Origin of the sequence: Catellatospora sichuanensis (assembly GCF_007483665.1) — a bacterium.
In the GTDB taxonomy this organism is placed as follows: domain Bacteria; phylum Actinomycetota; class Actinomycetes; order Mycobacteriales; family Micromonosporaceae; genus Catellatospora; species Catellatospora sichuanensis.
On record NZ_VIQO01000013.1, the window covers coordinates 279,962 to 303,876 of the forward strand.

Annotated in this window: 24 protein-coding genes; 5 read left to right on the forward strand and 19 right to left on the reverse strand. The window is 70.5% G+C overall.

The window, feature by feature from the left end:
* Nucleotides 1-51 precede the first annotated feature (51 nt).
* The 3 genes from FLL47_RS26285 to FLL47_RS26295 all read right to left on the reverse strand — a co-directional run bounded on the left by FLL47_RS26285 (nucleotide 52) and on the right by FLL47_RS26295 (nucleotide 2,328).
* A complete protein-coding gene (locus FLL47_RS26285) occupies nucleotides 52-570 on the reverse strand; it encodes a hypothetical protein (RefSeq protein WP_144123234.1) in 519 nt (172 codons plus the stop codon).
* 204 nt (nucleotides 571-774) lie between these two features.
* Nucleotides 775-1,797 (reverse strand): class II fructose-bisphosphate aldolase, encoded by a 1,023-nt coding sequence (gene fbaA / locus FLL47_RS26290; RefSeq protein ID WP_144123236.1) that lies wholly within the window; start codon nucleotides 1,795-1,797, stop codon nucleotides 775-777.
* Nucleotides 1,798-1,947: 150 nt separating this feature from the next.
* Nucleotides 1,948-2,328 (reverse strand): phage holin family protein, encoded by a 381-nt coding sequence (locus FLL47_RS26295; RefSeq protein ID WP_144123238.1) that lies wholly within the window; start codon nucleotides 2,326-2,328, stop codon nucleotides 1,948-1,950.
* 68 nt (nucleotides 2,329-2,396) lie between these two features.
* On the opposite strand from FLL47_RS26295, the gene FLL47_RS26300 reads away from it, so the two are divergent.
* A complete protein-coding gene (locus FLL47_RS26300; protein WP_144123240.1) occupies nucleotides 2,397-2,621 on the forward strand; it encodes a hypothetical protein in 225 nt (74 codons plus the stop codon).
* Here the strand turns inward: FLL47_RS26300 and FLL47_RS26305 are convergent.
* Nucleotides 2,612-3,652: an LCP family protein gene (locus FLL47_RS26305; protein ID WP_144123242.1), complete on the reverse strand. Its 1,041-nt coding sequence runs from the start codon at nucleotides 3,650-3,652 to the stop codon at nucleotides 2,612-2,614. The two genes, FLL47_RS26300 and FLL47_RS26305, sit on opposite strands and share 10 nt — an antisense overlap.
* On the reverse strand, nucleotides 3,649-4,146 hold the full coding sequence (locus tag FLL47_RS26310) for a SigE family RNA polymerase sigma factor (RefSeq protein WP_144123244.1): 498 nt from the start codon (nucleotides 4,144-4,146) through the stop codon (nucleotides 3,649-3,651). The genes FLL47_RS26305 and FLL47_RS26310 overlap by 4 nt, the downstream gene beginning before the upstream one ends.
* Nucleotides 4,147-4,212: 66 nt before the next feature.
* Here FLL47_RS26310 and FLL47_RS26315 point away from each other — a divergent pair, with 66 nt between their 5' ends.
* Nucleotides 4,213-4,971 (forward strand): DedA family protein, encoded by a 759-nt coding sequence (locus tag FLL47_RS26315; protein ID WP_246158612.1) that lies wholly within the window; start codon nucleotides 4,213-4,215, stop codon nucleotides 4,969-4,971.
* Nucleotides 4,972-5,107: 136 nt separating this feature from the next.
* Here FLL47_RS26315 and FLL47_RS26320 read toward each other — a convergent pair whose 3' ends face one another.
* The 8 genes from FLL47_RS26320 to FLL47_RS26355 form a co-directional block, all read right to left on the reverse strand.
* The gene (locus tag FLL47_RS26320) at nucleotides 5,108-6,832 is read right to left on the reverse strand and encodes a VWA domain-containing protein (RefSeq protein ID WP_144123246.1); all 1,725 of its coding nucleotides are present in this window, start codon (nucleotides 6,830-6,832) and stop codon (nucleotides 5,108-5,110) included.
* A 253-nt stretch (nucleotides 6,833-7,085) separates the two neighbouring features.
* Nucleotides 7,086-7,481 (reverse strand): ArsR/SmtB family transcription factor, encoded by a 396-nt coding sequence (locus FLL47_RS26325; RefSeq protein ID WP_144123248.1) that lies wholly within the window; start codon nucleotides 7,479-7,481, stop codon nucleotides 7,086-7,088.
* Nucleotides 7,482-7,521: 40 nt separating this feature from the next.
* Nucleotides 7,522-8,052 (reverse strand): orotate phosphoribosyltransferase, encoded by a 531-nt coding sequence (pyrE, locus tag FLL47_RS26330; protein ID WP_144123250.1) that lies wholly within the window; start codon nucleotides 8,050-8,052, stop codon nucleotides 7,522-7,524.
* A 67-nt stretch (nucleotides 8,053-8,119) separates the two neighbouring features.
* The gene (locus tag FLL47_RS26335) at nucleotides 8,120-8,968 is read right to left on the reverse strand and encodes an SDR family NAD(P)-dependent oxidoreductase (RefSeq protein ID WP_144123429.1); all 849 of its coding nucleotides are present in this window, start codon (nucleotides 8,966-8,968) and stop codon (nucleotides 8,120-8,122) included.
* Between the two features lie 36 nt (nucleotides 8,969-9,004).
* Nucleotides 9,005-9,664: a hypothetical protein gene (locus FLL47_RS26340; RefSeq protein WP_144123252.1), complete on the reverse strand. Its 660-nt coding sequence runs from the start codon at nucleotides 9,662-9,664 to the stop codon at nucleotides 9,005-9,007.
* A 138-nt stretch (nucleotides 9,665-9,802) separates the two neighbouring features.
* Nucleotides 9,803-10,435, reverse strand: a complete 633-nt coding sequence (locus FLL47_RS26345; RefSeq protein WP_144123254.1) for a hypothetical protein — start codon at nucleotides 10,433-10,435, stop codon at nucleotides 9,803-9,805.
* 163 nt (nucleotides 10,436-10,598) lie between these two features.
* Nucleotides 10,599-13,178: an ATP-dependent chaperone ClpB gene (gene clpB, locus FLL47_RS26350; RefSeq protein ID WP_144123256.1), complete on the reverse strand. Its 2,580-nt coding sequence runs from the start codon at nucleotides 13,176-13,178 to the stop codon at nucleotides 10,599-10,601.
* Nucleotides 13,179-13,266: 88 nt separating this feature from the next.
* A complete protein-coding gene (locus tag FLL47_RS26355; protein WP_144123258.1) occupies nucleotides 13,267-14,406 on the reverse strand; it encodes a beta propeller repeat protein in 1,140 nt (379 codons plus the stop codon).
* Nucleotides 14,407-14,673: 267 nt separating this feature from the next.
* On the opposite strand from FLL47_RS26355, the gene FLL47_RS26360 reads away from it, so the two are divergent.
* The gene (locus FLL47_RS26360) at nucleotides 14,674-15,105 is read left to right on the forward strand and encodes a hypothetical protein (protein WP_144123260.1); all 432 of its coding nucleotides are present in this window, start codon (nucleotides 14,674-14,676) and stop codon (nucleotides 15,103-15,105) included.
* A gap of 68 nt (nucleotides 15,106-15,173) precedes the next feature.
* On the opposite strand, the gene FLL47_RS26365 is transcribed toward FLL47_RS26360, so the two are convergent.
* From FLL47_RS26365 to dnaK, 5 genes are all read right to left on the reverse strand, one after another.
* A complete protein-coding gene (locus tag FLL47_RS26365; protein ID WP_144123262.1) occupies nucleotides 15,174-15,389 on the reverse strand; it encodes an antitoxin in 216 nt (71 codons plus the stop codon).
* Nucleotides 15,390-15,464: 75 nt separating this feature from the next.
* Entirely contained in the window at nucleotides 15,465-15,872 is a 408-nt protein-coding gene (locus tag FLL47_RS26370; RefSeq protein ID WP_144123264.1) for a heat shock protein transcriptional repressor HspR, read from the reverse strand.
* Nucleotides 15,873-15,878: 6 nt separating this feature from the next.
* Nucleotides 15,879-17,039, reverse strand: coding sequence for a molecular chaperone DnaJ (gene dnaJ, locus FLL47_RS26375; RefSeq protein ID WP_144123266.1), 1,161 nt, complete (start codon nucleotides 17,037-17,039; stop codon nucleotides 15,879-15,881).
* Between the two features lie 80 nt (nucleotides 17,040-17,119).
* On the reverse strand, nucleotides 17,120-17,944 hold the full coding sequence (gene grpE / locus FLL47_RS26380; protein WP_246158615.1) for a nucleotide exchange factor GrpE: 825 nt from the start codon (nucleotides 17,942-17,944) through the stop codon (nucleotides 17,120-17,122).
* Nucleotides 17,941-19,785, reverse strand: coding sequence for a molecular chaperone DnaK (dnaK, locus tag FLL47_RS26385; protein WP_144123268.1), 1,845 nt, complete (start codon nucleotides 19,783-19,785; stop codon nucleotides 17,941-17,943). The genes grpE and dnaK overlap by 4 nt, the downstream gene beginning before the upstream one ends.
* 162 nt (nucleotides 19,786-19,947) lie before the next feature.
* On the opposite strand from dnaK, the gene FLL47_RS26390 reads away from it, so the two are divergent.
* Nucleotides 19,948-20,571 carry a GTPase gene (locus FLL47_RS26390; protein ID WP_186315914.1) on the forward strand — a complete coding sequence of 208 codons (624 nt, stop codon included), beginning with the start codon at nucleotides 19,948-19,950 and terminating at the stop codon, nucleotides 20,569-20,571.
* Between the two features lie 78 nt (nucleotides 20,572-20,649).
* Complete coding sequence (locus tag FLL47_RS26395; RefSeq protein ID WP_144123273.1) at nucleotides 20,650-21,948, forward strand: P-loop NTPase family protein; 1,299 nt, start codon at nucleotides 20,650-20,652, stop codon at nucleotides 21,946-21,948.
* 267 nt (nucleotides 21,949-22,215) lie between these two features.
* On the opposite strand, the gene FLL47_RS26400 is transcribed toward FLL47_RS26395, so the two are convergent.
* On the reverse strand, nucleotides 22,216-22,452 hold the full coding sequence (locus FLL47_RS26400) for a hypothetical protein (RefSeq protein WP_144123275.1): 237 nt from the start codon (nucleotides 22,450-22,452) through the stop codon (nucleotides 22,216-22,218).
* Nucleotides 22,453-23,915 lie beyond the last annotated feature (1,463 nt).

The following is a 23,915-nucleotide window of genomic DNA, read 5'->3' on the forward strand; positions in this document are numbered from 1 at the left end:
GAGCAGGACGAACGCCGGCCGGCCCGCTTACGCGACTGGCCGGCCGACCCGCTACGCGACCGGGATTCTGCGCCAGAAGCCGACCGGCAGGTTGACCTCGGGCTCGCCGGTGAGGCCGTTCTCGTCCATCGCGTTGAACAGGGCGATGCGCAGGTCGCCGAAGAAGAATTCGAGCGCGTGCAGCACGTGCGGGCGCCAGGCGGTGGGGCTGATCCGTTCGATGATGTTGACCCGGGTCAGCGCGCGGCCGCGGGCCGACAGGATGGCCGGGTGGGTGTCGGCCCACCAGTCCAGGCGCAGACCGGGCCAGTCGAGCTGGGCCTGCAGGTCGATGGTGTCCCAGCTGATCGCGCACTCGTCGAACTTGCGGTGGGTGATCTCCAGGTTGGCGTCGGGGAAGCCGAACACCACGGGGCCGCCGGTGAACCAGGCCTCGGAGTCCAGGTCCCACACCAGCCAGGAGCCGACCAGCGGCTGTCCGATGATCCGGGCGAAGCGGTTACGGTGCGCCGCCGCCAGCGCACCGGCATCGTGGTGCCAGACCGGGTCGTACCCGTCGATGCCCAGCACGTGCGGACCTCCTGCCCTGAGACGCGGATTCGGACGATCGTACCGATTCCCGTCAGGTTAAGCGGGGACCCGGGTCGACACGCGCGCGGCGGAACACGCCGGGATCGTGAAATGCGGTCATGATCTGCAATGGAAGCGCAGATCATGACCGCATTCGGCGATCTTGTGCCAACCCGCGGACCGGAGCGGCCCGCGGGTGGCGGATTACTTGATCCGGGTGCCGGTGGAGCGCAGGTCCTGGCAGGCCTGGGCAACGCGGGCGGCCATGCCGGCCTCGGCGGCCTTGCCCCACGCGCGCGGGTCGTACTGCTTCTTGTTGCCGACCTCGCCGTCGACCTTCAGCACGCCCTCGTAGTTGCGCAGCATGTGGTCGGCGACCGGGCGGGTGAACGCGTACTGGGTGTCGGTGTCGACGTTCATCTTGACCACGCCGTAGTCGCACGCGTCGCGGATCTCCGACAGCAGCGAGCCCGAGCCGCCGTGGAACACCAGGTCGAACGGCTTCTCCTTGCCGTACTTCGCGCCGACCTGCTCCTGGATCTCCTTGAGGATCTCCGGGCGGAGCTTGACGTTGCCCGGCTTGTAGACGCCGTGCACGTTGCCGAAGGTGAGGGCGGTCATGTACCGGCCCTTCTCACCCAGGCCCAGCGCGGCGGCGGTGGCCAGCGCGTCCTCGACGGTCGAGTACAGCTTCTCGTCGATCGCGCCGACGACGCCGTCCTCCTCGCCACCCACGACGCCGACCTCGATCTCGAGGACGATCTTCGCGGCGTGGGTGAGGGCCAGCAGCTCCTCGGCGATCTGCAGGTTCTCGTCCAGCGGCACGGCCGAGCCGTCCCACATGTGCGACTGGAACAGCGGGTTCTCGCCTCGGGCCACGCGCTCCTTGGAGATCGCGAGCAGCGGGCGGACGAAGCCGTCCAGCTTGTTCTTGGGGCAGTGGTCGGTGTGCAGCGCGACGTTGACCGAGTACTTCTTGGCCACCTCGTGCGCGAACGCGGCGAAGGCGACCGAGCCGCTGACCATGTCCTTGATGGTCGGGCCGGACAGGTACTCGGCGCCGCCGGTCGAGACCTGGATGATCCCGTCGCTCTCGGCCTCCGCGAAGCCCTGCAGCGCAGCGTGCAGCGTCTGCGAGGAGGAGACGTTGATCGCGGGGTAGGCGAACGCGCCGGCCTTGGCGCGGTCGAGCATCTCGGCGTAGACCTCAGGGGATGCGATAGGCATCTGTGAACGCTCCTAGCGTGCGTGCAGTGACGCGGATGGCCGCGGCGGTGCGCGTCGCCGCGCCCGATGGCTGCGGGAAGACCGCGATGTCCTCGTTACAGGAGTATTGCCTACGTCACTTGACCTGGCGAATCGGCCCCACCCGACCCGTCAGCCCTCGTCCCCGTCCGGCACCAGCAGGCTGAGTGCCCAGCTCACGATGCCCATGACGATGGCGCCCCAGAACGCGGGCCAGAATCCGTTGATCTCGAACGGCAGCTTGAACACGGTGGCCAGCCAGTCCACGAGCAGGAACAGCGCCGCGTTGACGAAAAGTGCGAACAGGCCCAGCGTGATCACGTAGAAGACGCAGCCGAGCAGGTGTATGACGGGCTTCAGGATCGCGTTGACCAGGCCGAAGATCAGCGCTACCACGATGAGGGTCAGGATGCTGCGCACGGTGGTAGCGGCGGTGATCTCGATGCCGGAGACGACCAGTGTGGTGACCCAGAGCGCTACTGCGTTGATCACCCAGCGGATCAGAAAGCCCATACGGTCATCTTCTACGCCGAAACCCACATCTGCTGGCGAATATCACAGGCGAGTCATACCGTGAAACAATGACCGAGAACGTGGCAGGGAACGCGTACGCCGACGACGTGCCCGAAGCCGACGCGCTCGAGCAGTCGACGCCGGCGGATCCCCTGGCGGACGCCGAGGACATCAGCAACGCGCTTCCCGAGGAGCCACTCGGAGAGCCGGACGAGCCGGTGCCGCCGGCCTCCGAGTGGGACAAGATCGAGCAGAACGTGGCGGCCGTGCCCGCCGACGAGGACTACTCCTGAGGCAGTACCCAGTCCGGGTGCGTGAGGACGAAGGCGTCCAGGGTGTCGGCGCGCAGCGCGGCGAACAGCTTCGGTGCCACCACGGGATCAAGGTGCTCACCGGCGGTGAGGTCGTTCACTGTGCGCTGGCGGAACGTCGGCTGGCTGATCCCGATGATGTCCGACCACTCGATCCGGTCCAGCCGCAACGCCAACCCGAGCAGGCTGAGGTCACCGGTGTGCAGCCGGAGTCCGGGTGTACGCACCAGTCGGGTCAGCGTTTCCGCGTCCCGTAGCAGGTCGAGTTCGCCCGCCTTCTGCGCCAGTCCACGGACCACCCGCTGGCCGACGCGGTCCCGGTCATACGCCCCGTTGGACATGCCGAAACGCTGCCGGAGCAGGTCCGTCGCCTCCGCACCGCGGTAGGTCCGGCAACCCGCTGGGTAGATCACCCCGGTGTGATGTGACTTCACACGCTCGGGCAGGCAGACCGGAACGCCGCCGAGCGCGTCCGCGATCGAGCGCACGGCGCCGAACTTGACCTCCGCGACGGCATCGATCCGAACCCCGGTCAGCCGCTCGACCGCCTGCTTCGTGCCGATGGCCCCGCCGAGGTGGTAAGTCCCGTTGATCTTGCTCCTGCCCTCGCCGGGCACGTCGACGAGCAGGTCGCGCTCGAAAGAGATCAGGTAGGCGTTGCCGCCGACGGCCGGCACGTGAATCAGCATGATCGTGTCGGCACGAGCATCCGGGCGGCCAGCGTGCTGATCAAGGCCGAGCAGCAGCAGGTTCAGCGCCCCCTCCGGTGCTACCACGGGAGCCAGGGTCGCGATCGCGGGATCGATCACCTCGCCGGGAGCGCCGCTGCGCCACAGCTGCACCGGCGACGCCAGCGCGAGCACGGCGAGCACGGCGGCGGCCCCGGTGCGGGTCTTCATGCGGCGGCGGCGGCGCCGGGCGGCCAGGGTGTCGATGGCCCGCCGCAGCGGATCGAGCGCGGGCGCCTGGACCTCGTGCCGGGCGAACGCTTCACGCAGTTCTTCTTCGATCATCGAACCCCTCCCAGGCTCAGCTGCTCCGCCGACTCCCGCAACCGGGTCAGCGCCTTCGAGATGTAACCGCGGGCCGTGCCGACCGTGCAGCCGAGCATGTCGGCGATCTCCGCGTCGGGCAGGTCCTCGTAGTAGCGCAGCACCAGCGCCGCCCGCTGCTGCCGCGGCAGCGTGGCGAGCACGGACCAGATCAGGTCGCGGTCCGCGGTGCGCTGCGCATGATCGACGGGTACGGCGACCGCCGCGTCGGCGTCGGGCCGCAGGAACACCCGGCGCAGCCAGGAACCGCGCCGCCAGTCCACGTACTGGTTGATCATCATGCGCTTGACGTAGCGCTCAGGCGCCTCCGCCCGGGCCACCCTGCGCCAGTTGAGCTGGACCCGGACCATCGTCTCCTGGACGAGGTCCTGGGCCATGTGCTGGTCGCCCGTGAGCATCACCGCATAACGCGCGAGCGCGCCGAGTCGCGAGTTGACGAATTCCTCGTACGTCACAGCCACCTCCTCGACTCACAGGACGTGTCCGGAGGTACGGAACATTGCCCGGTACTGTTATGCGGCGTGACCGTAGTCGACACTCTCCAGGCCCTGGCCGCGCCCCCGCTGGCCGCCGCCGACTTCAATCCGCTGGATCCGACGGACTGGTTGAACCTGTTCGGCCCGGCCGCGCTCTTCGGCGTCTGCTTCATCCTGTTCGCCGAAACCGGCCTCATGGTCGGCTTCTTCCTGCCCGGCGACTCGCTGCTGTTCATCGCGGGCGTGTTCGCCTCCGGCTTCCTGGAGTCCAAGGGCGTCCAGCTGCCGATCGGCTGGCTGCTGCTGCTCGGTCCGCTCTGCGCCATCATCGGCGCGCAGCTGGGACACTGGCTGGGCGCGAAGTACGGCCCCAAGATGTTCAACAAGCCCGACTCCCGCCTGTTCAAGCAGGAGTACGTGCGCAAGGCCGAGCACTACTTCGAGAAGTTCGGGCCGCGCAAGGCCATCGTGCTGGCCCGGTTCATCCCGATCGTGCGCACCTTCATGAACCCGGTCGCGGGCGTGCTGGGCATGCCGGCCAAGCAGTTCTTCGTGTGGAACGTGATCGGCGCGATCCTCTGGGTCGACGGCATCCTGCTGGCCGGCTACCTGCTCGCCGAGCAGATCATCAGCGCGATCGGCGGCCCCGAGCACATCGACAAGTACATCCTGCCGATGGTGTTCCTGATCGTGTTCCTGTCGCTGATCCCGGTCTTCATCGAGATCATCCGCGAGCGCCAGGCCAAGAAGCGCGGCGGCCACGGCGACGAGACCGTCGTCATGAGCAAGGTCGACATCGGCTGATCATGATCATTCGACTTGCCTGGCACCTGGGCGGAAGGCGGTCCAAGATACGCGCAGGTGCCAGGCAAGTCCGATGATCAAGGCGGGAACGCCGAGGGGGCACGGCCGGCGGCCGTGCCCCCTTGGCGTTCGTGGATCAGGCGAGCAGGGCCTTGAGGAAGATTGCTTGCATCTGGCTGGGGTCGGTGACCTGGAACGCCACGCCGCCGGTGGTGTCGGCGAGGGCCTGCAGGTCGGACAGCTTGACGTCCGGGCCGAGGCCCAGCAGCACGACCCGGACCGGCTTGGTCACGTCGGCCAGCTTCTCCAGCTCGCGCTGCATCGCCCGCAGCTGCATGCCGGAGCTGTCCCGGCCGTCGGTGAAAACCACCAGCGTGTTGCTGCGGCTCGGGTCGTATCCCTTGATCAGCTCGCCGTACCCGGCGAGGATCGAGGCGTAGAGCGGGCTGACGTCGGTCGGTGAGGGCGCGGCGTGCTGGACGGCCCCGTTCAGCTTGTCGCGCTGCGACTTGGTCAGCTCGCCCAGCGGCACCAGGGGCGCGTGGCCCTTGCCGGCGAAGGCCCAGAGGCCGACCTCGCTCTCGTCGGTGAACAGCCGCAGGCCCTTCTCCGCGGCGCTGCGCAGCACCTGCATCCGCACGGCCGTGTTGCCGCCGCCGGTCATCGTGCGGCCCATCGACGAGGTCGCGTCGACCAGCGCGATCACGCGGGACGGTGTCTTCGCGGCGACCCAGACCGTCATCGCGCCGCGGACCTTGGTCATGTCGTTGAGCGGCTGCACGAAGACGTTGTTCGAGGTGACGCCGTGCCCGGTGGGGAAGCCCGTGGAAGCCTCACCCTCCGGCGAGCGCAGGCCCTTCTCCGCGAAGACCGACTTGTAGTCGCCGCTGCGCAGTGCCTGCGAGAACAGCGCCGCGGCGGCGGCCAGCGGACGGGGCTGGCGGGCCCGCACGGCGAACGGGAAGTCCAGCGTCGGCGCCTGGGCCAGGCTGATCGCGGCCATCGGGGCCTTGGGCGTGGCGGCGTTGTAGGCGATCACGGCCTGCTCGCTGACCGGCGCGCCGGTCATGCCGGCGGCGTACGCCTTCCACAGCGCCCCGGTGTCCGCGACCGGACCGCCGATGCCTCGGTACACCGCGACGAGCGCGGGCAGATCCGCTTCGGAGGCGACGACCGCATCGGACAGCATCATCGCGCCGACCATGCCCGCCGTGTCGCGGCGCGGCTCGACCACACCCAGCTTGAGCGCGGGCGTCTTGCTGAACAGCAGGCTCTTGAGCATCGTCGCGTCGACGCCCGCGGCGAGCTTGTCGGACAGGCCCCGGGCGACGGTCTCCGGCACGGCGAGCACCACCGGGCTGGCGGCCACGGACGGGGCGGCGGCGTCGAAGATGTCCCGGTCCACCGCGCGCACCCGGCCCAGCCAGTACGACGAGTCAGGCACCCAGACCACGGGCAGCTCGGAGTCGGCCGGGGTGGGCGCGGGCTTGCCCGCCACGTCGATCGAGCCGCCCGCCCAGGTGCCCAGCGAGTTGGCCAGCTCGTACGACGCCTTCTCGATGACCTCGACGCGGACGCAGTCCTCGCCGACCATCGGGCTGGTGGCGCTCCAGCGGGCACCGATCTCGGTGAGGGCCGGCGCGACGGCCGGATCGGCGGCGACGGTCAGGGTGATGCCGGCGCTGCCGCAGCCGTCGGCGTCGGCGCTGACCGAGCGCAGCACCACGGTGGCGAGGCCGCACACGGACAGGGCGCTGATGATGATGACGGGAATCCGTACGGCGCGGCGACCGAACAGGCCGGGCCGGCGGGCGGGTGCCTCGGGGGCATCCCAGCCGTGCCGGATGTGGCGTCCAGACATGGGTGACTCCCAGTGAGGAGGCGGCGGCGCCGAGCCCCGCGGCGGGGGTTACCGGGGGCGGCTGCTCGCCTGACTGGGCGTCAGCTTAGATGCCCGTCAGCCGACTGCAACCAGGTGTGGAGAAATTTCACTCACGGTCGCGGCGGCCTGCGCTCCGTGATCGTTACGACCGTCCATGGCTACCAAAAGCGCCGTGGGGCGCACGCTCCGTGACGGAGTGTGCGCCCCACGGCGCTTCAGGGCCTTGCCAGGGTCAGCGAGCCTTCTTGGTCGCGCGCGTGCGCGGGGGCGGCAGCAGCGCGGCGACGGTGGCGATGGCGGACGGCACCAGGCTGTAGTAGGCCCACACACCGCGCTTGTCACGGTTGAGCAGGCCCGCCTCGGTGAGGATGCGCAGGTGGTGGCTGACAGTCGGCTGGGACAGGCCCAGCGGAGCGGTCAGGTCACAAACACACGCCTCGCCCTCGGGGGCAGACTGGATAAGGCTGAGCAGCCGGAGACGGGCCGGGTCGGCCAGCGCCTTGAGGACGCCGGCGAGGCGCTCCGCGTCGGCACGCTCGATCGGCTCACCAGCGAGGGGCGAGATTTGAGGCAGCGGGGTTTCCACCAGAGCTGTTCCCACGTGATTTCTTCCTTCCAACAACAGCATCGATCCACCTACATATTAGCAGGTACGGATCGGAGTTCCGTTAGGCCGACAGGCCAAGGTCCGCCAACGTATAGGCGGCTCGGTACGACAGTCCGGCAGCACGCACCGTATCGCCCGCGCCTCGATCGACAATAACCGCAACACCGATGACCTCGGCACCCGCCTCCCGCAGTGCATCAATAGCGGCAAGAACACTACCGCCAGTAGTCGAGGTGTCCTCGACAGCGAGCACGCGGCGGCCGGCCACCTCGGGTCCTTCGATGCGACGCTGGAGCCCGTGCGCCTTGCCCTCCTTGCGCACCACGAACGCGTCCAGCGGACGCGACGAGGTGTGCAACATGGCGGCGGCGACCGGATCGGCGCCGAGCGTGAGACCGCCCACGGCGTCGAAGTCCCAGTCCGCGGTCAGTTCGTTCAGCACGCGCCCGACCAGGGGCGCAGCAGCGTGGTGCAGGGTGATCCGGCGGAGGTCGACGTAGTAGTCGGCCTCCTGTCCCGAGGACAGGACCACCTTTCCCCGAACCACCGCGAGGTCAGTGATGAATTTACGCAGGTCGTCGCGGTCGGACATGGCTGGGACACTACCCGCCGATCCTGAGAGCTCGATCTAGGGGGGTGCGTTGACCTCCCCACACTCATCAGCTGTCGGCTTCGGTGTCCCGGCCGGTGCGCACCCGCGCCCCGCGTGCGAGCCGCCGCAGCAACCGGGTGGGCGTGTGCCGCATGAAACCCACCAGCACCTTGTATTTCCAGCTCGGGATGCTCACCGTGCGGCCCCGCCGCAGGTCACGCAGGCTGTCGGAGACCACCTGGGGGGCCTGCAGCCACAGCCACTCCGGTGTCTTCGTCATGTTGATTCCGGCCCGGTCGTGGAACTCCGTACGGGTGAATCCCGGGCACAGGGCCATCACCCGCACTCCGCGATGTGCCACCGAGAGCGCCACCGATTCGCTGAAATTGGTGACCCACGCCTTACTCGCCGGATAGGTGCTACCAGGCATCGCCGCGCCGAACCCGGCCACCGATGAGACATTGATGACATCTCCGCGGCCGCGCGCCGCCATCACGGGCAGCGCCGCGTGTGTCAGCCGCATCACCGCCTGCACGTTCACGGCCAGCAGGTGCAGTTCCTGCTCCACAGTGGATTTCAGGAACGGCGTGTTCAGCGACAACCCCGCGTTGTTCACCAGCAGATCCACCGGGCGGGCGGTGTCGCGCAGCCGCTCCTCCACCAGCCCACAACCCTCCGTGGTGGCCAGATCCGCCGAGATGACACTCGCCTGCACGCCGTATGTCCTGCTCAGCGCCTCGGAGAAGTCGGCCAGCCGGCCGGCGTCCCGGGCGACGAGCACCACGTCCCACCCGTCCGCGGCGAGGCGGACCGCGAACGCGCGCCCGATTCCGGCGGTCGCGCCGGTCACCAGCGCGGTGCGCCGCTCACCCGCGGGTTCCGGCGTGGTCTCGGGTGCCGCCGCGGCGGCGGGCATGGCGGTGCTGGCGGAGGAGGAGGACATCGGCTCACCTCAGGCGGTCGTCGGCGGGGGCACCGCGGGGGTGTCGGGGCCCGGCGGCAGCGACCGCGTCCGGCTGAAGAACTCGTTCGCAGCCGGGAGGGCGAGCAGCACCGCAGTGGCAATGTAGCCGAGAACCTGGGCCGCCGAGGAGAGTCCGGACAGCCCGGCCCACCAGCCGGGGAAGGAGTCGACGAGGGCCTGCGCACCGCGGGTCACCGAGGGGTCGCCACCACCCTGCACGGTCACGTTGCCGGAGCCCAGGCTGACCGCACCGGAGATGCCGCAGCAGGCCAGCAGGACGCCGAGGCCGCAGGCGATCCAGGTGAGGATGCGGGCCGCCCGGTTGCCCTGCCAGACGCCCCAGGCCAGGGCGAGCAGGATGATCGCGGCGACCACCAGGATGAGGGCGCTGACCACGAGCGCGACCTTGAGGCTGTTCTCCAGGGCGCTCATGTCGGCCGGGTTCACGCCCGCCAGCACGGCCCGCACCCGGAACCGGTTGAGCACGCCGCCGATCGCGGCGAGATGCAGCAGCGCGTTCACCAGGTTGAGTAGGGCGAGCAGGCCGAGGATCGCGGCCGCCGCGGTGACCACCGCCGGTCGGCCGGACAGTGGGTTGGGGCCGGCCGGGGACACCGGCTCCACCGGAAACGACGCGGATTGCGACATTGCGTACCCCCGATGCGGCCCGAAGATTGCTCCAGATCGGAAGTTACCCGCACTACCAGGGAATATGTGCCTGATTGGGGATATCCCCGACAGACCACGGGGCCGGCGCGTATCGCACCGGCCCCGTGAGAACGCAGGTCAGACGGTCGGGTACGCCGGCGGCGTCCACTCCGGTGCCGGCTTGCGGAAGTACGCGTTCGACGGCGGCAGCGCCAGCATGATGATCACAGCCAGCATCGACAGCAGGAGCACCACGCTCAGCCCCGTGCTCACCACGGCGGACCAGGACGGCATGGCCGCGGCGAGCCGTTCGGTCACCTCCGCCTGGTCGATGCCACCGGTGTTGGACGTGCCGAAGCTGCTGCCGACCGACTGGAACGCCAGACCGAACCCGACGCAGCACAGGCCGATGCCGGCCAGCACCCAGGTGGTGATCCGGGCCCACTGCTTGCCCCGGCCCACGAACAGGCCGAGCACCACGAAGAGCACGGCGAGCAGCACGTAGACGGCCGCCCCGGCGTAGGAGCCGATCGACGCGGCGGCGGCGCTGGTCTCCGCGAGGCTGGAGTCCATCCCCGCATCCCGGTAGATGTCCTCGATGACGCCGTCGGGCATTGACGCGAACGTGTACACGGAGATCGCCGAACTGATCACCAGCACGGCCGAGATGACGTAGAGCAGCAGGGCGGACAGGGAGACCGTGCTCGGACGCGGGCCGGAGCCCGGCGCGGCGGGAACGAGGTAACCGCTCGGAGGTGGCGTGTACGACATGCAGCACACCGTAATCGCCGACCGCCACGCGCGCCTGCGACCTCAGAGCGATCGGTGCTCACCCCTCAGGAGGAGGTGCGCCGCCCGTCCGGGGCGACGAGGGTGGTCACGGCCGGCCGGGGACCGGCTCGCGACCACTCCTGTCGCCCCACGTATCTCCTGGTCAGGCCAGCTTCAGCGCGTCTCCGTCACGATCGATCAGCACCGTGTCGCCGTCGCGGATCTCGCCGGCGAGCAGCGCCTTGGCCAGTTTGTCGCCGATGGCCGACTGCACCAGCCGCCGCAGCGGGCGGGCGCCGTACACCGGGTCGTAGCCGTGGCTGGCCAGCCACTTGCGGGCCACGTCGGAGACCTCGAGGCTGAGCCGGCGGTCGGCCAGCCTCCGGCGCAGCCGGCCCAGCTGGATGTCGACGATGTAGGTCAGCTCGTCCTGGGTCAGCGCGTGGAACACCACGATGTCGTCGAGCCGGTTCAGGAACTCCGGCTTGAAGTGCGTGCGCACCATCGCCATCACCGCGTCGGAGCGCTGCTGCTCGTTCAGCGTCGGGTCGGTGAGCGCGTGCGAACCCAGGTTCGAGGTGAGGATCAGGATCGCGTTGCGGAAGTCCACCGTGCGGCCCTGCCCGTCGGTGAGCCGGCCGTCGTCGAGCACCTGCAGCAGCACGTCGAACACGTCCGGGTGGGCCTTCTCCACCTCGTCCAGCAGCACCACCGAGTAGGGCCGGCGGCGCACCGCCTCGGTGAGCTGGCCGCCCTCCTCGTAGCCGACGTAGCCGGGCGGGGCACCGACCAGCCGGGCCACGGAGTGCTTCTCGGCGTACTCGCTCATGTCGATGCGGACCATGGCCCGCTCGTCGTCGAAGAGGAACTCGGCCAGGGCCTTGCCCAGCTCGGTCTTGCCGACACCGGTCGGCCCGAGGAAGAGGAAGGAGCCGGTGGGCCGGTCCGGGTCGGCCACGCCGGTGCGCGCCCGGCGCACCGCGTCGGAGACCGCGCCGACGGCTTCCACCTGGCCGATCACGCGCGAGCCGAGCGACTGCTCCATGCGCAGCAGCTTCTCGGTCTCGCCCTCCATCAGGCGGCCCGCCGGGATACCGGTCCAGGCGGCGACGACCTCGGCGATGTCGTTGGCGCCGACCTCCTCCTTGAGCATCGCGCCGTTGGTCTGCAGCGCGGCCAGCTCGCCCTCGGCCCGGCTCTGCTCGCGCTCCAGCGCCGGGATGCGCCCGTAGCGCAGCTCCGAGGCGCGGCCCAGGTCGAGGTCGCGCTCGGCCCGGTCGGCCTGGTTGCGCAGCTCCTCCAGCTGTTCCTTGGCCGCCGAGATCGCCTGGATGTGCTGCTTCTCGTTGCGCCAGCGGTCGGACAGCGCCGCCATGTGCTCGCGCTTGTCGGCGAGTTCGGCGCGCAGCTTGCTCAGCCGCTCCGCGGACGCCGGGTCGGGCTCCTTGGCCAGCGCCATCTCCTCGATCTCCAGGCGGCGCACCTGGCGCTCGATCTCGTCGACCTCGGTGGGCCGGGAGTCGATCTCCATGCGCAGCCGGGAGGCGGCCTCGTCCACCAGGTCGATCGCCTTGTCGGGCAGGAAGCGGTCGGCGATGTAGCGGTCGGACAGCCCCGCCGCGGCGACCAGCGCGCCGTCGGTGATGCGCACACCGTGGTGCACCTCGTAGCGTTCCTTGAGCCCGCGCAGGATGCCGATGGTGTCCTCGACGGTGGGCTCGCCGACCACCACCGGCTGGAAGCGGCGCTCCAGCGCCGGGTCCTTCTCGATGTTGTCGCGGTATTCGTCCAACGTGGTCGCGCCGACCATGCGCAGCTCACCGCGGGCCAGCATGGGCTTGAGCATGTTGCCAGCGTCCATCGAGCCCTCGCCCTTGCCCGCGCCGACCACGGTGTGCAGCTCGTCGAGGAAGGTGATCACCTGGCCGTTGCTGCCCTTGATCTCCTCCAGCACGCTCTTGAGCCGCTCCTCGAACTGGCCGCGATACTGCGCCCCGGCGACCATCGCGCCGAGGTCGAGGCTGACCAGCTTCTTGTCCCGCAACGACTCCGGCACGTCCCCGGCCACGATGCGCTGGGCCAGGCCCTCCACGATCGCCGTCTTGCCGACGCCGGGCTCTCCGATCAGGACCGGATTGTTCTTGGTACGCCGGGAGAGCACCTGGATCACGCGGCGGATCTCGGCGTCGCGGCCGATCACCGGGTCGACCTTGCCGTCGCGCGCCCGCGCGGTCAGGTCCACGCCGTACTTCTCCAGCGCCTGGTACTGCTGCTCGGGGTCGGGGCTGGTGACCCGGCGGTCGCCGCCACGGATCTGCGGGAACGCCGCGACCAGGGCCTCCTCGGTCGCGCCGGCCTGCTTGAGCGCCTTGCCCACCGCGCCGCCGACCCGGGCCAGACCCGCCAGCAGGTGCTCGGTGGAGACGTACTCGTCGCCGATCGGGCGGGCGATCTGCTCGGCCGCGTTGATCGCGTTGACCAGTTCCCGGGACAGGCTCGGCTCGGCCACGCTCGATCCCCGTGCCGTCGGCAGCTGCTCGACCGCGCGCGCGGCGGCCCGGCGTACGTCGGCGGGGTTCGCGCCCACGGCGCGCAGCAGCCCGGCGGCGGTGGACCCGCCGGTGTCGAGCAATGTCAGCAGCAGGTGCCACGTCTCGACCGTGGCGTGGCCCCGCTGCTGCGCCGTCGCCGCCGCTTCCGTGATGACCTCGCGGCTCTTCGTGGTCAGACGCTGAGTGTCCATACGCTCCCTCGGCTGATGGTCTCCGAACCAAAGTTGAGCCTACTGCACTCAACTTGTCCGGGCCAGTCTGGAGGGACCTGTCCGCCGGCTACCGCAGTGTGACCTTCACCCATTCGCGCTGCCAGCCGCGGCCGGTGCCCAGATAGAACTCGCCGTACTGATCCTGCCGGGCGAACAGCGTGCCGTCGGGCAACTCGGCCACCCAGTCCAGCCGGGGCGTACCCGGGATCTCGACGTAGCGGTCGGCGAGATAGCCGACGGCGTCCGGCCCTGCGATGGCGAGCATCCCGTCTCCGGCCGGGGCCACCGTGTACATCGCGTTCGGCTGCTCGCGCAGGCCCTCGATCGGGCGGGGCCGCCAGGCGCCGTCCACCAGCTGCCAGATCAGCGGCAGCCCGGTCGCCTTGAGCACCGAGCCGCGCAGCAGCGAGGTGCCGCCGCCGGAGGACATCATGTCCTGCTCGCCGACCAGCCACGCGTCGCCGGTGGGGGAGATCCGCACGGACAGCATCCACAGCTTGCGGCCGGGCTGTTCCGGCACGACCAGCCGCTGCCAGGTGCGCCCGCCGTCGATGCTGCGTGCGGTCTCCTTCGTCGGCTCGAACCTGCTCAGCCAGATCGCGCCGTCGGGCGTGGCCACCGCACCCGCAGCCTGGTGGCCGTCGGGCAGCGGCACCGGCTCACCGGTCTGCCAGTCGCGCAGCACCGGCTCGTTCGCGGCGAAGTCCACGCCGTAGCGCACCCCGGTGGCCGCCTGGTAGTCGGCCGGCACGGTGCGGCTGAAGGCGAAGGTGCGTCCACCGTCGCGGGACAGGTGGTAGCCATCGACCGTCTCGCCCCAGATCATGATCTGCTGCGGGCCGACCACGTACAGCTGGATGCTCTTGTCCTCTGCCAGCGGCATCGGCCGGGCCTGCCAGGTGGCCCCGGCGTCCGCGGTCGCGAACAGGCGGCCCCGGCAAGGACTGCCGCCGGCGCAGTCGGTGAAGACCGCGTAGCCGCGGCGGGCATCGGCGAACTCGACGAACGGGTGGTAATCCGGCGGCACGCCGACGTCGGCCGCCCGCTCGGTCACTGTGGCCCGCGCGGGCGGCGAAGCGGCTGCGCCGGACACCGCCGCGGCCGGCGGCGAGGCGGGCGCCTGCGGGCGCGGGGTGCACGCCGCGGCCAGCGCGAGCCCGAGCGTCAGGACGAGCAGCGGACGCACCCGGCCCGCGAAGCGATTCACGCTGGTGGAAGTCATACCCGGTCGAGCCCTGAGCAGGCGGAGCGGTTCCCGAAGACGGCACGCCGTAACGGTCGATGCGAGCGCGCCGCCGCCCGCCGACGCCCATCGGCCGTGCCGGGTTGGTCGCAATGCGTAACAGGTTGATGAAAGTACTTGCGGTGACCTTCCCTTGACCTGGGCGGGCGCGCTAGCGTGTCGCGGCAGCAGCGCCGCTGAATTTGGCCGCGTCTTCCACAATCCCGCGTCTTCACAGCGGAGGAGATAACGATGAGCGCTCCCCCGGCGGTGTTCCGAGGATTCGCCAACCCGGTCGACCCCACCCCCAACGAGTTGCGCACCTGGGCCTACGCGCCGGACTCCGTGCCGCTCACCGCCATGCCTCCGGACTGGGACCTGCTCGTCTCCGGTGACCGGCTCATCGCGACCCTGTTCGACCTGGCGATGGACACCAGCTGCCCGGCCCGCCGCTTCGCCATGCACTGCCTCTACATCTATGCCGCCGACGCGATCCGCACCGGCTTCAAGGCCCACCCTCGACGCAAGCTGCGCAAGCTGGTCGAGGAGGCCGAGGAGGAGGGCGACGAGCAGATGGCGATCTGGGCCCACAACACCCGCGTGCTGCTGGCCCGTCCCGGACTGTTCGACTACCACGACTGGTGCGAGGGCGGCCTCGTCCGGCACTCGCGCCGCCTGCAGTAAAAGCACCTGACCTCGCACACACGGCTCCCCGCGGCACCTGACCGCGGGGAGCCGTGGCGCGATACGACCTATTTCTTGTTCATCTTGTCGATCGCGTCTTTGGTCATGTCCTGGGCCTTGTCGACGTGACCGGAGTGCTTGCCGCCGGTCTTGTCGTCGACGGCGTCACCGGCCTTGTCGACGGTCGCCTTGGCCTTGTCCTGCATCTGCTTGGCCTTGTCCGAGGCCTGGTCCGCCTTGTCGTCGATGCCCAGGGCGTCCTTGGCCTTGTCCAACATGCCCATTTCATCCCCCTCCGGTCCAGTCCGACAATTCGGACTGATCCGATATCGAGGATACCGGCCGGAGACGGGTCCTACTCAGCCTTCGCTGGAACGCGGCCGCCAGACCACGAGCGCGGTCGAGGTGCGGGTGCTCGGCAGGAGATCCGTACGCGGGAACGCGGAGATGGTCTCCAACTGCGCCAGCCGCCGCTCGGCATACGCAAGCTGCTGCTGAGCCTGCTCCAGCCGCTCGCGCAACTCCAGCACCAGCCGTTCCAGGTCGATGATCCGCTTGACGCCGGCCAGGCTGACGCCCTCCTCCTGGCTCAGCCGCTGGATCTCACGCAGCAACTCGACGTCGCGCAGGCTGTAGCGGCGTCCGCCGCCCGCGGAGCGGCCCGGCTCGACCAGACCCATCCGGTCGTACTGCCGCAACGTCTGCGGGTGCATGCCGGCAAGCTGCGCGGCCACCGAGATGAGCAGCACCTTCGCCTGTTCATCCACTGTGGATCACCTCCGTTCCAGGTGGTCCCGCCGCACCGGCGGGGCCAGCTCGGTGAAGCGCACCAACGCCTCCCGGGCTTCCTCGGAGAGCTGCTGCGGCACCACTATCTCCACGGTAACCAGCAGATCCCCGCTGTGGCCATCACGTTTGGGCACACCCTTGCCCCGCACCCGCAACAGCCGCCCGCTGGGCGTGCCGGCGGGCACCTTGACCTTCATCATGCCGTCCAAAGTGGGCACCCGGACCTCCGCGCCGAGCACCGACTCGGCGAACGTGACCGGAACGGTGACGGTCAGGTCGTCGCCGTTGCGGCCGAACATCGCGTCCGGGCGCACGATCGCGCGGATGTAGAGGTCGCCGGGGGCGCCACCGCGCTCGCCCGGCTCGCCCCGCCCGGCCAGCCGGATGCGCTGCCCGTCGGAGACGCCCGCCGGGATGCGTACGGTCAGCGTGCGGGTCTTGGTCACCCCGCCGGTGCCGTGGCACTCCGGGCACTTCTGGTCGACGACCGTGCCCACGCCCTGGCAGTCGCGGCAGGCCTCGGAGAAGCCGAACGCGCCCTGGTTGCGGTTGACCACGCCGGTGCCCTGGCAGTGCGGGCAGGCGCGCGGGCGGGTGCCCGGCTTGGCCCCGTCGCCGTGGCAGGTGTCGCACACACCCAGCGTGCGCAGCGTCAGCGGCTGGGTGGTGCCCTGCACGGCGTCGGCGAAGTCCAGGAAGATCTCGGCCTCGACGTCGCGGCCGCGGGCCGGGCGGGCCGGAGCCCCGGTACCGGCCCCGCCGGAGAAGATCGAGCCGAACAGGTCGGAGAAGCTCGCGCCGCCGAACCGCTGGTCCGGGCCGGAGCGGCCGCCGCCCTGGCCGAACAGGTCGTTCACGTCGAAGTGCTGGCCGCCCGCGCCGCGGGCACTGCGCCGGAACGCGCCAGCCTCGAACAGCGAGCGCATCTCGTCGTACTCGCGCCGCCGGTTCTCGTCCGACAGCACGTCGTACGCCTCGGACACCGCCTTGAAGCGCTCCTCCGCGGCGGCGTTGCCGGGGTTGTGGTCGGGATGCAGCTCACGAGCGAGTCTGCGGTACGCCTTCTTGATCTCGCTGGAAGTGGTGTCCTTGGCCACTCCGAGCACGGCGTAGAAGTCCTTCTCCAGCCAGTCTTTCGAGCTCATCCGTCCCCCTCCCCCTGTCGTGATCGAAGCTCTCTCCCCGCACCCGGATCCGGGGCGGGGAGAGAGCCCCGGTCATGGTGTCACTCTGGTGCGGCCACGGCCACCATCGCGGGGCGCAGCAGCCGCTCGCCCAGCAGGTAGCCGCGGCGCATCACGTCGATGCACGTCGGCTCGGTGACGTCGGCGGACGGCAGGTGCGCCACCGCCTCGTGCCGGTTCGGGTCGAAGGCGTCGCCCTTTTCGCCGAACGCGGTCAGACCGAACTTCGCCACCACCGCGCCGATCTGGTCGGCCACCGCGCCGAACGGCCCGCTCAGGTCGCCGTGCTCGCGCGCCCGGTCGAGGTCGTCCAGCACCGGCAGCAGCGCCGACAGCACCTGACCGGTGGCGAGTTCGGCGGAGACCGTACGGTCGCGCTCCACCCGCTTGCGGTAGTTGGCGTACTCGGCGGTCACCCGCTGCAGGTCCGCGGTGCGCTCCTCGAGCGCGGACCGCAGCTGCGCGAGTTCCGCGCCGAGTGCCGCGGGTGCCGCCTCGGCCTCGGGTGCGGCCGTGACGACGGGCTCGTCCTCGACGACCTCGCCCTCGACCGCCTCTTCGTCCGGCCCGGCCTCGGCCGGCGCCTCCGTCGGCTGCGGGACGGCCGACACCTCGACGGTGTCCTGCTCCCCAACGGCCTGGTCGGTGACGTCCGGGGTCGGATTCTGTTCGGTGCTCTCCGGGGCAGGGGTCTCCTGCACCGCGGAGGGCTGTTCGGTGCCGGCCGCCGGGGCGGCCGGCGTCGCCGGCTGCTCGGACATGGTCGCTCCGCTCGGGCTGATCTTGCGCTTGTTCTTGATCACGATGCGCTCGCCGGCGGGAGGCTGCTCCTCCGCCGGCGAGGCACCCTGGGCTGCTCCGGTCACTTCTTGCCCTCGTCGTCGATGATCTCCGCATCCACGACGTCGTCATCCTCGCGGCCACCGGCCGCCGGGCCCTGCTGCTGGCCCGCGCCGGCCGCGGCCTGGCCGTCGGCCTGGCCGTAGAGCGCGGAACCGGCCGCCTGGGAGACCTGGGCGAGCTTCTCGTGCGCCGACTTGATCTTCTCCAGGTCGGTGCCCGCGAGCGCGCTGCGCAGCTCGCTCAGCGCGTCGTTGATGCTCTCCTTGGCGTCGGCGGGCAGCTTGTCGCCGCTCTCGGCCAGGAACTTCTCGGTCTGCCACTGCAGCGCCTCGGCCACGTTGCGGGTCTCGGCCTCCTCGCGGCGGCGGCGGTCCTCGTCCGCGTGCTCCTCGGCGTCGCGGCGCATGCGCTCGATGTCGTCCTTCGGCAGCGACGAGCCGCCGGTGATCGTCATCGACTGCTCCTTGCCGGTGCCGAGGTCCTTCGCCGAGACGTGCACGATGCCGTTGGCGTCGATGTCGAAGGTGACCTCGATCTTCGGCACGCCGCGCGGGGCCGGCGCGATGCCGGTCAGCTCGAAGGTGCCGAGCTTCTTGTTGTACGCCGCCATCTCGCGCTCGCCCTGGAAGACCTGGATGAGCACGGAGGGCTGGTTGTCGTCCGCGGTGGTGTAGACCTCGGAGCGCTTGGTCGGGATGGTGGTGTTCCGCTCCACCAGGCGGTGCATGATGCCGCCCTTGGTCTCGATGCCCAGGCTCAGCGGGGTCACGTCCAGCAGGAGGACGTCCTTGACCTCACCCTTGAGCACACCGGCCTGCAGCGCGGCGCCGACGGCGACGACCTCGTCCGGGTTGACGCCCTTGTTGGGCTCCTTGCCGGTGAGCTGCTTGACCAGCTCGGTCACCGCGGGCATGCGGGTGGAACCGCCCACCAGGATGACGTGCTCGACGTCGGACAGCTTCACGCCCGCGTCCTTGATCGCCTGCTCGAACGGCGCCTTGCAGCGGTCCAGCAGGTCCTGGGTCATGCGCTGGAACTCGGCCCGGGTGAGCGTGACGTCCAGGTGCAGCGGGCCCTCGGCGCCGGCCGTGATGTACGGCAGGTTGATGCCGGTGGTGTTGGCGGCCGACAGCTCGATCTTGGCCTTCTCCGCGGCCTCCTTGAGGCGCTGCATGGCCATCTTGTCGGCGCCCAGGTCCACGCCGTACTGGCCGCGGAAGGTCTTCACCAGGTGCTCGATGATGCGCTCGTCCCAGTCGTCGCCACCGAGGTGGTTGTCACCGGAGGTCGACTTGACCTCGACGACACCCTCGGCCAGCTCCAGCAGCGAGACGTCGAACGTGCCGCCGCCGAGGTCGAAGACCAGGACGGTCTGCTCCTTGCTGCCCTTGTCGAGCCCGTACGCCAGCGCGGCCGCGGTGGGCTCGTTGACGATGCGCAGCACGTTGAAGCCGGCGATCTCACCGGCCTCCTTCGTCGCGGTGCGCTGCGCGTCGTTGAAGTACGCCGGGACGGTGATGACGACGTCGGTCACCGTCTCGCCCAGGTAGGCCTCGGCGTCGCGCTTGAGCTTCTGCAGCACACGCGCGGAGATCTCCTGCGGCGTGTACTTCTTGCCGTCGATGTCGACGGTCCAGTTGGTGCCGACCTCACGCTTCACGGACCGGATCGTCCGGTCCGGGTTCGTCACCGCCTGGCGCTTGGCCACCTCACCGACGAGCACCTCACCGTTCTTGGCGAACGCCACGATCGAGGGCGTCGTGCGGGAGCCCTCGGCGTTCGCGATGACGGTGGGTTCGCCACCCTCGAGCACGGCCATACAGGAGTTGGTCGTACCCAGGTCGATGCCGACCGCACGTGCCATTTTCGTGTTCCTCCAAGATCAAGGTCGCCGCAGATTCAAGTTGAGTCCGGACGGCTCAATACTGACATGAGACCGGGAAGTGTCAAGCGAAAGGTTGAGTCGGTCACACTCAAGTTTGACGGTGTCCTAGTGAGTTGTCCCATTTCCGCTTACGCTTCCCCTGTGTATGACCAACGAGTAACCGAGGAGGGTGCGGCGCGGACCGGCCCTCTGCTCGTGGTGGTCGGCGGGCCGACCGGCGCGGGCAAGTCCACGCTGGTGAACAGCCTGGTCCGGTCACCCGTGAGCGCCACCGGCATCCTTCGCCCCACCACCCGCAAGCCCACCCTCGTCTGCCACCCGCGCAGCGTGGCCGCGACCCACGTGGCCGGGCTGCTCCCGATCGCCGCCCCCGCGCTGCCCTCGCACGTCGCCATCGTCGACGCGCCGGACCTCAACGCCGTCGACCAGACGAACCGGTCGGTCACCGAGGCCGTGTTCGAAGAGGCCGACCTCTGGATCTTCGTGACGACCGCGAGCCGCTACGCTGACGCCGAGGCGTGGCGGCACCTGAGGGCCGCGCAGCAACGCCGGGTCGACCTGGCGGTGATCCTCAACCGGCTGCCCACCGAGGCGGCGGACGAGATCCTGCCGCACCTCACCCAGTTGCTCGGCGAACCGGTGCCACTGTTCGTGGTGGCCGAATCGGCGCTCGACCGGCAGGGCATGCTCTCGGACCGAGTGGTCACCCCGATCTGGGAGTTCCTCGACAAGACCGCGAGTGCGAAACTTGCCGAGTCAAGATGACACCGGACGGCCGCTCCCGCGGGCGACGAGGGTTCAGGTCGGCACCGCGTCGGCTGAGGAGAGCGTGAGGAGGGACCAGTGACCCACTCCACCCCCGGCAGTGAGTCCGTCACCACCAAGCTCGACATGGTCCAGCAGTTCGTCGACCTCGCGGGCGAGCACCTCGCCGGTGAGCCGGCGCTGGAGAACGCGCGCACGGTGGCAGAACGCTCCGCCGACCGGCTGCGGCTGGCCCGCGGCTTCACCACCATCGCGCTGGCCGGCACCACCGGCAGCGGCAAGTCCAGCATGTTCAACGCGTTCACCACGATCGACCGGTCGCCCGCGGGCATCCTGCGCCCGACCACCTCCGAGCCGTACGCCTGCGTCTGGGGCAGCCTCACCTTCGCCGACGAGCTGCTGGACTGGCTCGGCGTCTCCTCGCGCCGCCGGTTCACCCGGGAGTCGGCGCTGGACGCCAACGACGAGGTCGGCCTGCGCGGCATGATCCTGCTCGACCTGCCCGACGTCGACTCCGTCGAGCCGCGCCACCGCGCCGAGGTCGACCGGCTGCTGCACCTGGTCGATGTGGTCATCTGGATCTGCGACCCGCAGAAGTACGGCGACCAGCTGGTGCACGAGGGTTACCTGCGCCAGCTCGCCAGCTCGCGGGACGGCCTGATCGTGGCGCTCAACCAGACCGACCGCCTGCAGCCCGCGCAGCTGCCCCAGGTCGGCGCCGACCTGCGCCAGCTGCTCGACGAGGGCGGCCTGTCGAAGGTGCCGCTGGTGCCGACGTCGGCCACCGGCGAGGTGCCCGCACTCCCGCCGACCAAGCGCGGCCCGATCAAACCGAAGCCGGGTCCGTTCGTCGCCGAACGCTCGCCGCGGGGCCACTCCGGCGTATCCGCGCTGCGCGCGCTGCTCGAACCGATCATCCTGCGCGGCACCCTCGCCGAGGAGTCCGTCGACCGCGACCTGACCGCGAGCATCGCCGACCTGTCCAAGTTCGTCGGCGGCCCGGCCAGCCCGCCGTCGATCAACCCGCTGGTCCGCGGGCTGTCCTCGGCAGGCACCGACGGCGCCCGCATCGAGCAGGCCGTCCAGGCGTACGCCGGCAGTGCCGCGGTCGGCCTGCCCGGCCCCTGGGCGAAGGCGGTCACCCAGGCCGCCCGGTCCCGCCTGCACGAGCTGCCGGCCGCCCTGGGGCAGGCCGTCGCGTTCGCCGACGCCCAGCGCCCGCGCCGGGTGTGGCTGCCCGGCGGCAAGAAGCGCGCCGACGCGAAGACCGAGATCGTGCTGCGCGCCGAGATCGACAAGGTCGCCCTGCGATACGTCGTCGAGCCGGTCCGCCGCGCCCTCGCCGCCTACGAACGCACCCGTACCACGCTGACCTGATCTGGTGGGCGCGGTGGAATCCGATGATCGCCGTCTCGGGTCGAAACCTGAGGTCTGACCTCACGAATCGACCCGAAACAGCGATCATCCGCCGCAGGCGGCGCATCGGCACCCGGCGTTCGCGGCACGATGCCGCGCTTTCCCGTAAACGGCGCCAAGCGGCGCCCCGGATACGGCAAGATCCGTTTTTGTGGACGCCTGATGCTGCCAGGGCAACCGTCAGCGTCCACAAAAACGGATCTTCGGGGAAGCGGCCCGTGCCGGTGGTCAGCGGTGGCGGCGATGCGCGTCGTGGTGACGGGCCTCGGACTTGGCGCGGTGCGACTTGAGCTTCGCGCCGTGCTCTTTGCGTTGCACCTTCGCCCTGCGTTCGTGGTGACGCTTGCTCGAGCCGTCGCCGCCACTCGTCGCCGTCCGGCGCGCTTCGGCCTGTCGCACGGCCGGGCGCCGCACCTCCGGTCGCCGCACCTCCGGTCGGCGGATCTCCGGTCGGCGCACCTCCACACGGTGGCCGTCCTTCGCAGGTGCAGGCCGGTGGTGGCCGTCCTTCGCAGGTGCAGGCCGGTGGTGGCCGTCCTTCGCAGGTGCAGGCCGGTGGTGGCCGTCCTTCGCAGGTGCAGGCCGGTGGTGGCCGTCCTTCGCGGGTGCAGGCCGGTGGTGGCCGTCCGAGGCGGTCGGTGCGCGGCGGCCGGTCGGCCCGGCTACGTTCCCGACCACGTGCCTGGCCAACGACGCCGAGTCGGCGGAAGCCCGTGACGTCAGTGGGCTCCGCCGGGCCGCCGAGCCCGAGTCCGCAGAAGCCCGGGACGTCAGCGGACCCCGCCGGGTGGACAGGCCCAGGTCAGCCGAGGCCCGCCAGGTCGGCCGACTCTGCCGGGCCGTCGGCCCCAGATCGGGGCCGGACGGACGGCGGGCCGCCGGCTTGGCCGGCCGTTGGGGCAGGGCCAGTGCCGAACCCGGCCGCACACCGGCCTTAGGCCGTTCGCACGGGTCGACGCCCGGGCGCGGCCCGTGATGTCCGCTGGGACGCCCCGGCCAGCCAGGCCAGCCGTGTCCGCCCGGTCGACCGGACCCATCCGGATGCCACGGCCCGCCGGGAACGGACGGCCCACCCGGGAAAGACGGTGCACCCGGAAGAGACGGTGCACCGGGGAACGAGGGTCCGCCCGGGAACGAGGGTCCGCCCGGGAACGAAGGCCCGCCGGGGAAGGCAGGGCTGCCTGGTGCGGACGGCTCGCCGGGCGAGGACGGGCCGCCGGCGGGCGGGGCAGGGCGCGGCGGCACCGGGATGCCGGTCCTGGGGCGCCAGATCGGGCGAACCGGCAGGGTCACCGGCCGCCGGCGTTCGAGCACGGGGTCGGCGTGGTTGTCGGGCCGGTCGTCGTCCTCGTCCGCCGGGGGGCCCGCAGCGCCGGGCTGGGCCAGCCCGGGGTCGTTCTGCGGGGCGGGCCGGAGCGGGCGCTCGGGTAGCCGGAACGGGGCCTGGGCGAGGTGGTCGCCGGGGACCACGAACGGCTGGACGGGCCCGGCCAGCCGCGCGCCGAAGTCGGGGTCGACGCCCTCGACGCCGGCCCGCAGCACGATCCAGGTCGGTACGGCGGTGATCCCGACCAGCAGCGTGACCAGGAGGCCGTACCGGCGGGACGGGGAACGGCGGGGGGACTGGGGGAACGGGGTCCGAAACGCGGCCGGCACCGCGGGGGGCGGTGGCGGCGGTGGCGGGGAGCCGAACAGATCTTCCAGGAAATTGTCGTCGGGCATCGGAGTGCTCCTAGGGCACGGGGGGGAATTCGCCCAGAATGCCCCAACCATTGCCATGATCCGGGTATTTGGGGTATTCGTAGACCCAGGTTTTTCCGCCGACGGTTGCCAATATCACCTGCCCGGCCTGTGACTGCCGCCACCGATACGGCAGTATGGGGGCCAGGCGGCAGCGTGGCCGTGGTCACCGCGTACTCCGGTCCACT

Bases quoted from the DNA above. Each gene is read 5' to 3' on its own strand.
- FLL47_RS26300 (WP_144123240.1), top strand. From the start codon at position 2,397: ATGACCGAGAACGTGGCAGGGAACGCGTACGCCGACGACGTGCCCGAA.
- dnaK (WP_144123268.1), bottom strand. From the start codon at position 19,785: ATGGCACGTGCGGTCGGCATCGACCTGGGTACGACCAACTCCTGTATG.
- FLL47_RS26345 (WP_144123254.1), bottom strand. From the start codon at position 10,435: ATGTCGTACACGCCACCTCCGAGCGGTTACCTCGTTCCCGCCGCGCCG.
- FLL47_RS26320 (WP_144123246.1), bottom strand. From the start codon at position 6,832: ATGTCTGGACGCCACATCCGGCACGGCTGGGATGCCCCCGAGGCACCC.
- FLL47_RS26325 (WP_144123248.1), bottom strand. From the start codon at position 7,481: ATGCTGTTGTTGGAAGGAAGAAATCACGTGGGAACAGCTCTGGTGGAA.
- clpB (WP_144123256.1), bottom strand. From the start codon at position 13,178: ATGGACACTCAGCGTCTGACCACGAAGAGCCGCGAGGTCATCACGGAA.
- FLL47_RS26305 (WP_144123242.1), bottom strand. From the start codon at position 3,652: ATGATCGAAGAAGAACTGCGTGAAGCGTTCGCCCGGCACGAGGTCCAG.
- FLL47_RS26335 (WP_144123429.1), bottom strand. From the start codon at position 8,968: ATGCCCGCCGCCGCGGCGGCACCCGAGACCACGCCGGAACCCGCGGGT.
- FLL47_RS26340 (WP_144123252.1), bottom strand. From the start codon at position 9,664: ATGTCGCAATCCGCGTCGTTTCCGGTGGAGCCGGTGTCCCCGGCCGGC.
- FLL47_RS26295 (WP_144123238.1), bottom strand. From the start codon at position 2,328: ATGGGCTTTCTGATCCGCTGGGTGATCAACGCAGTAGCGCTCTGGGTC.
- dnaJ (WP_144123266.1), bottom strand. From the start codon at position 17,039: ATGAGCTCGAAAGACTGGCTGGAGAAGGACTTCTACGCCGTGCTCGGA.
- FLL47_RS26365 (WP_144123262.1), bottom strand. From the start codon at position 15,389: ATGGGCATGTTGGACAAGGCCAAGGACGCCCTGGGCATCGACGACAAG.
- FLL47_RS26360 (WP_144123260.1), top strand. From the start codon at position 14,674: ATGAGCGCTCCCCCGGCGGTGTTCCGAGGATTCGCCAACCCGGTCGAC.
- pyrE (WP_144123250.1), bottom strand. From the start codon at position 8,052: ATGTCCGACCGCGACGACCTGCGTAAATTCATCACTGACCTCGCGGTG.
- fbaA (WP_144123236.1), bottom strand. From the start codon at position 1,797: ATGCCTATCGCATCCCCTGAGGTCTACGCCGAGATGCTCGACCGCGCC.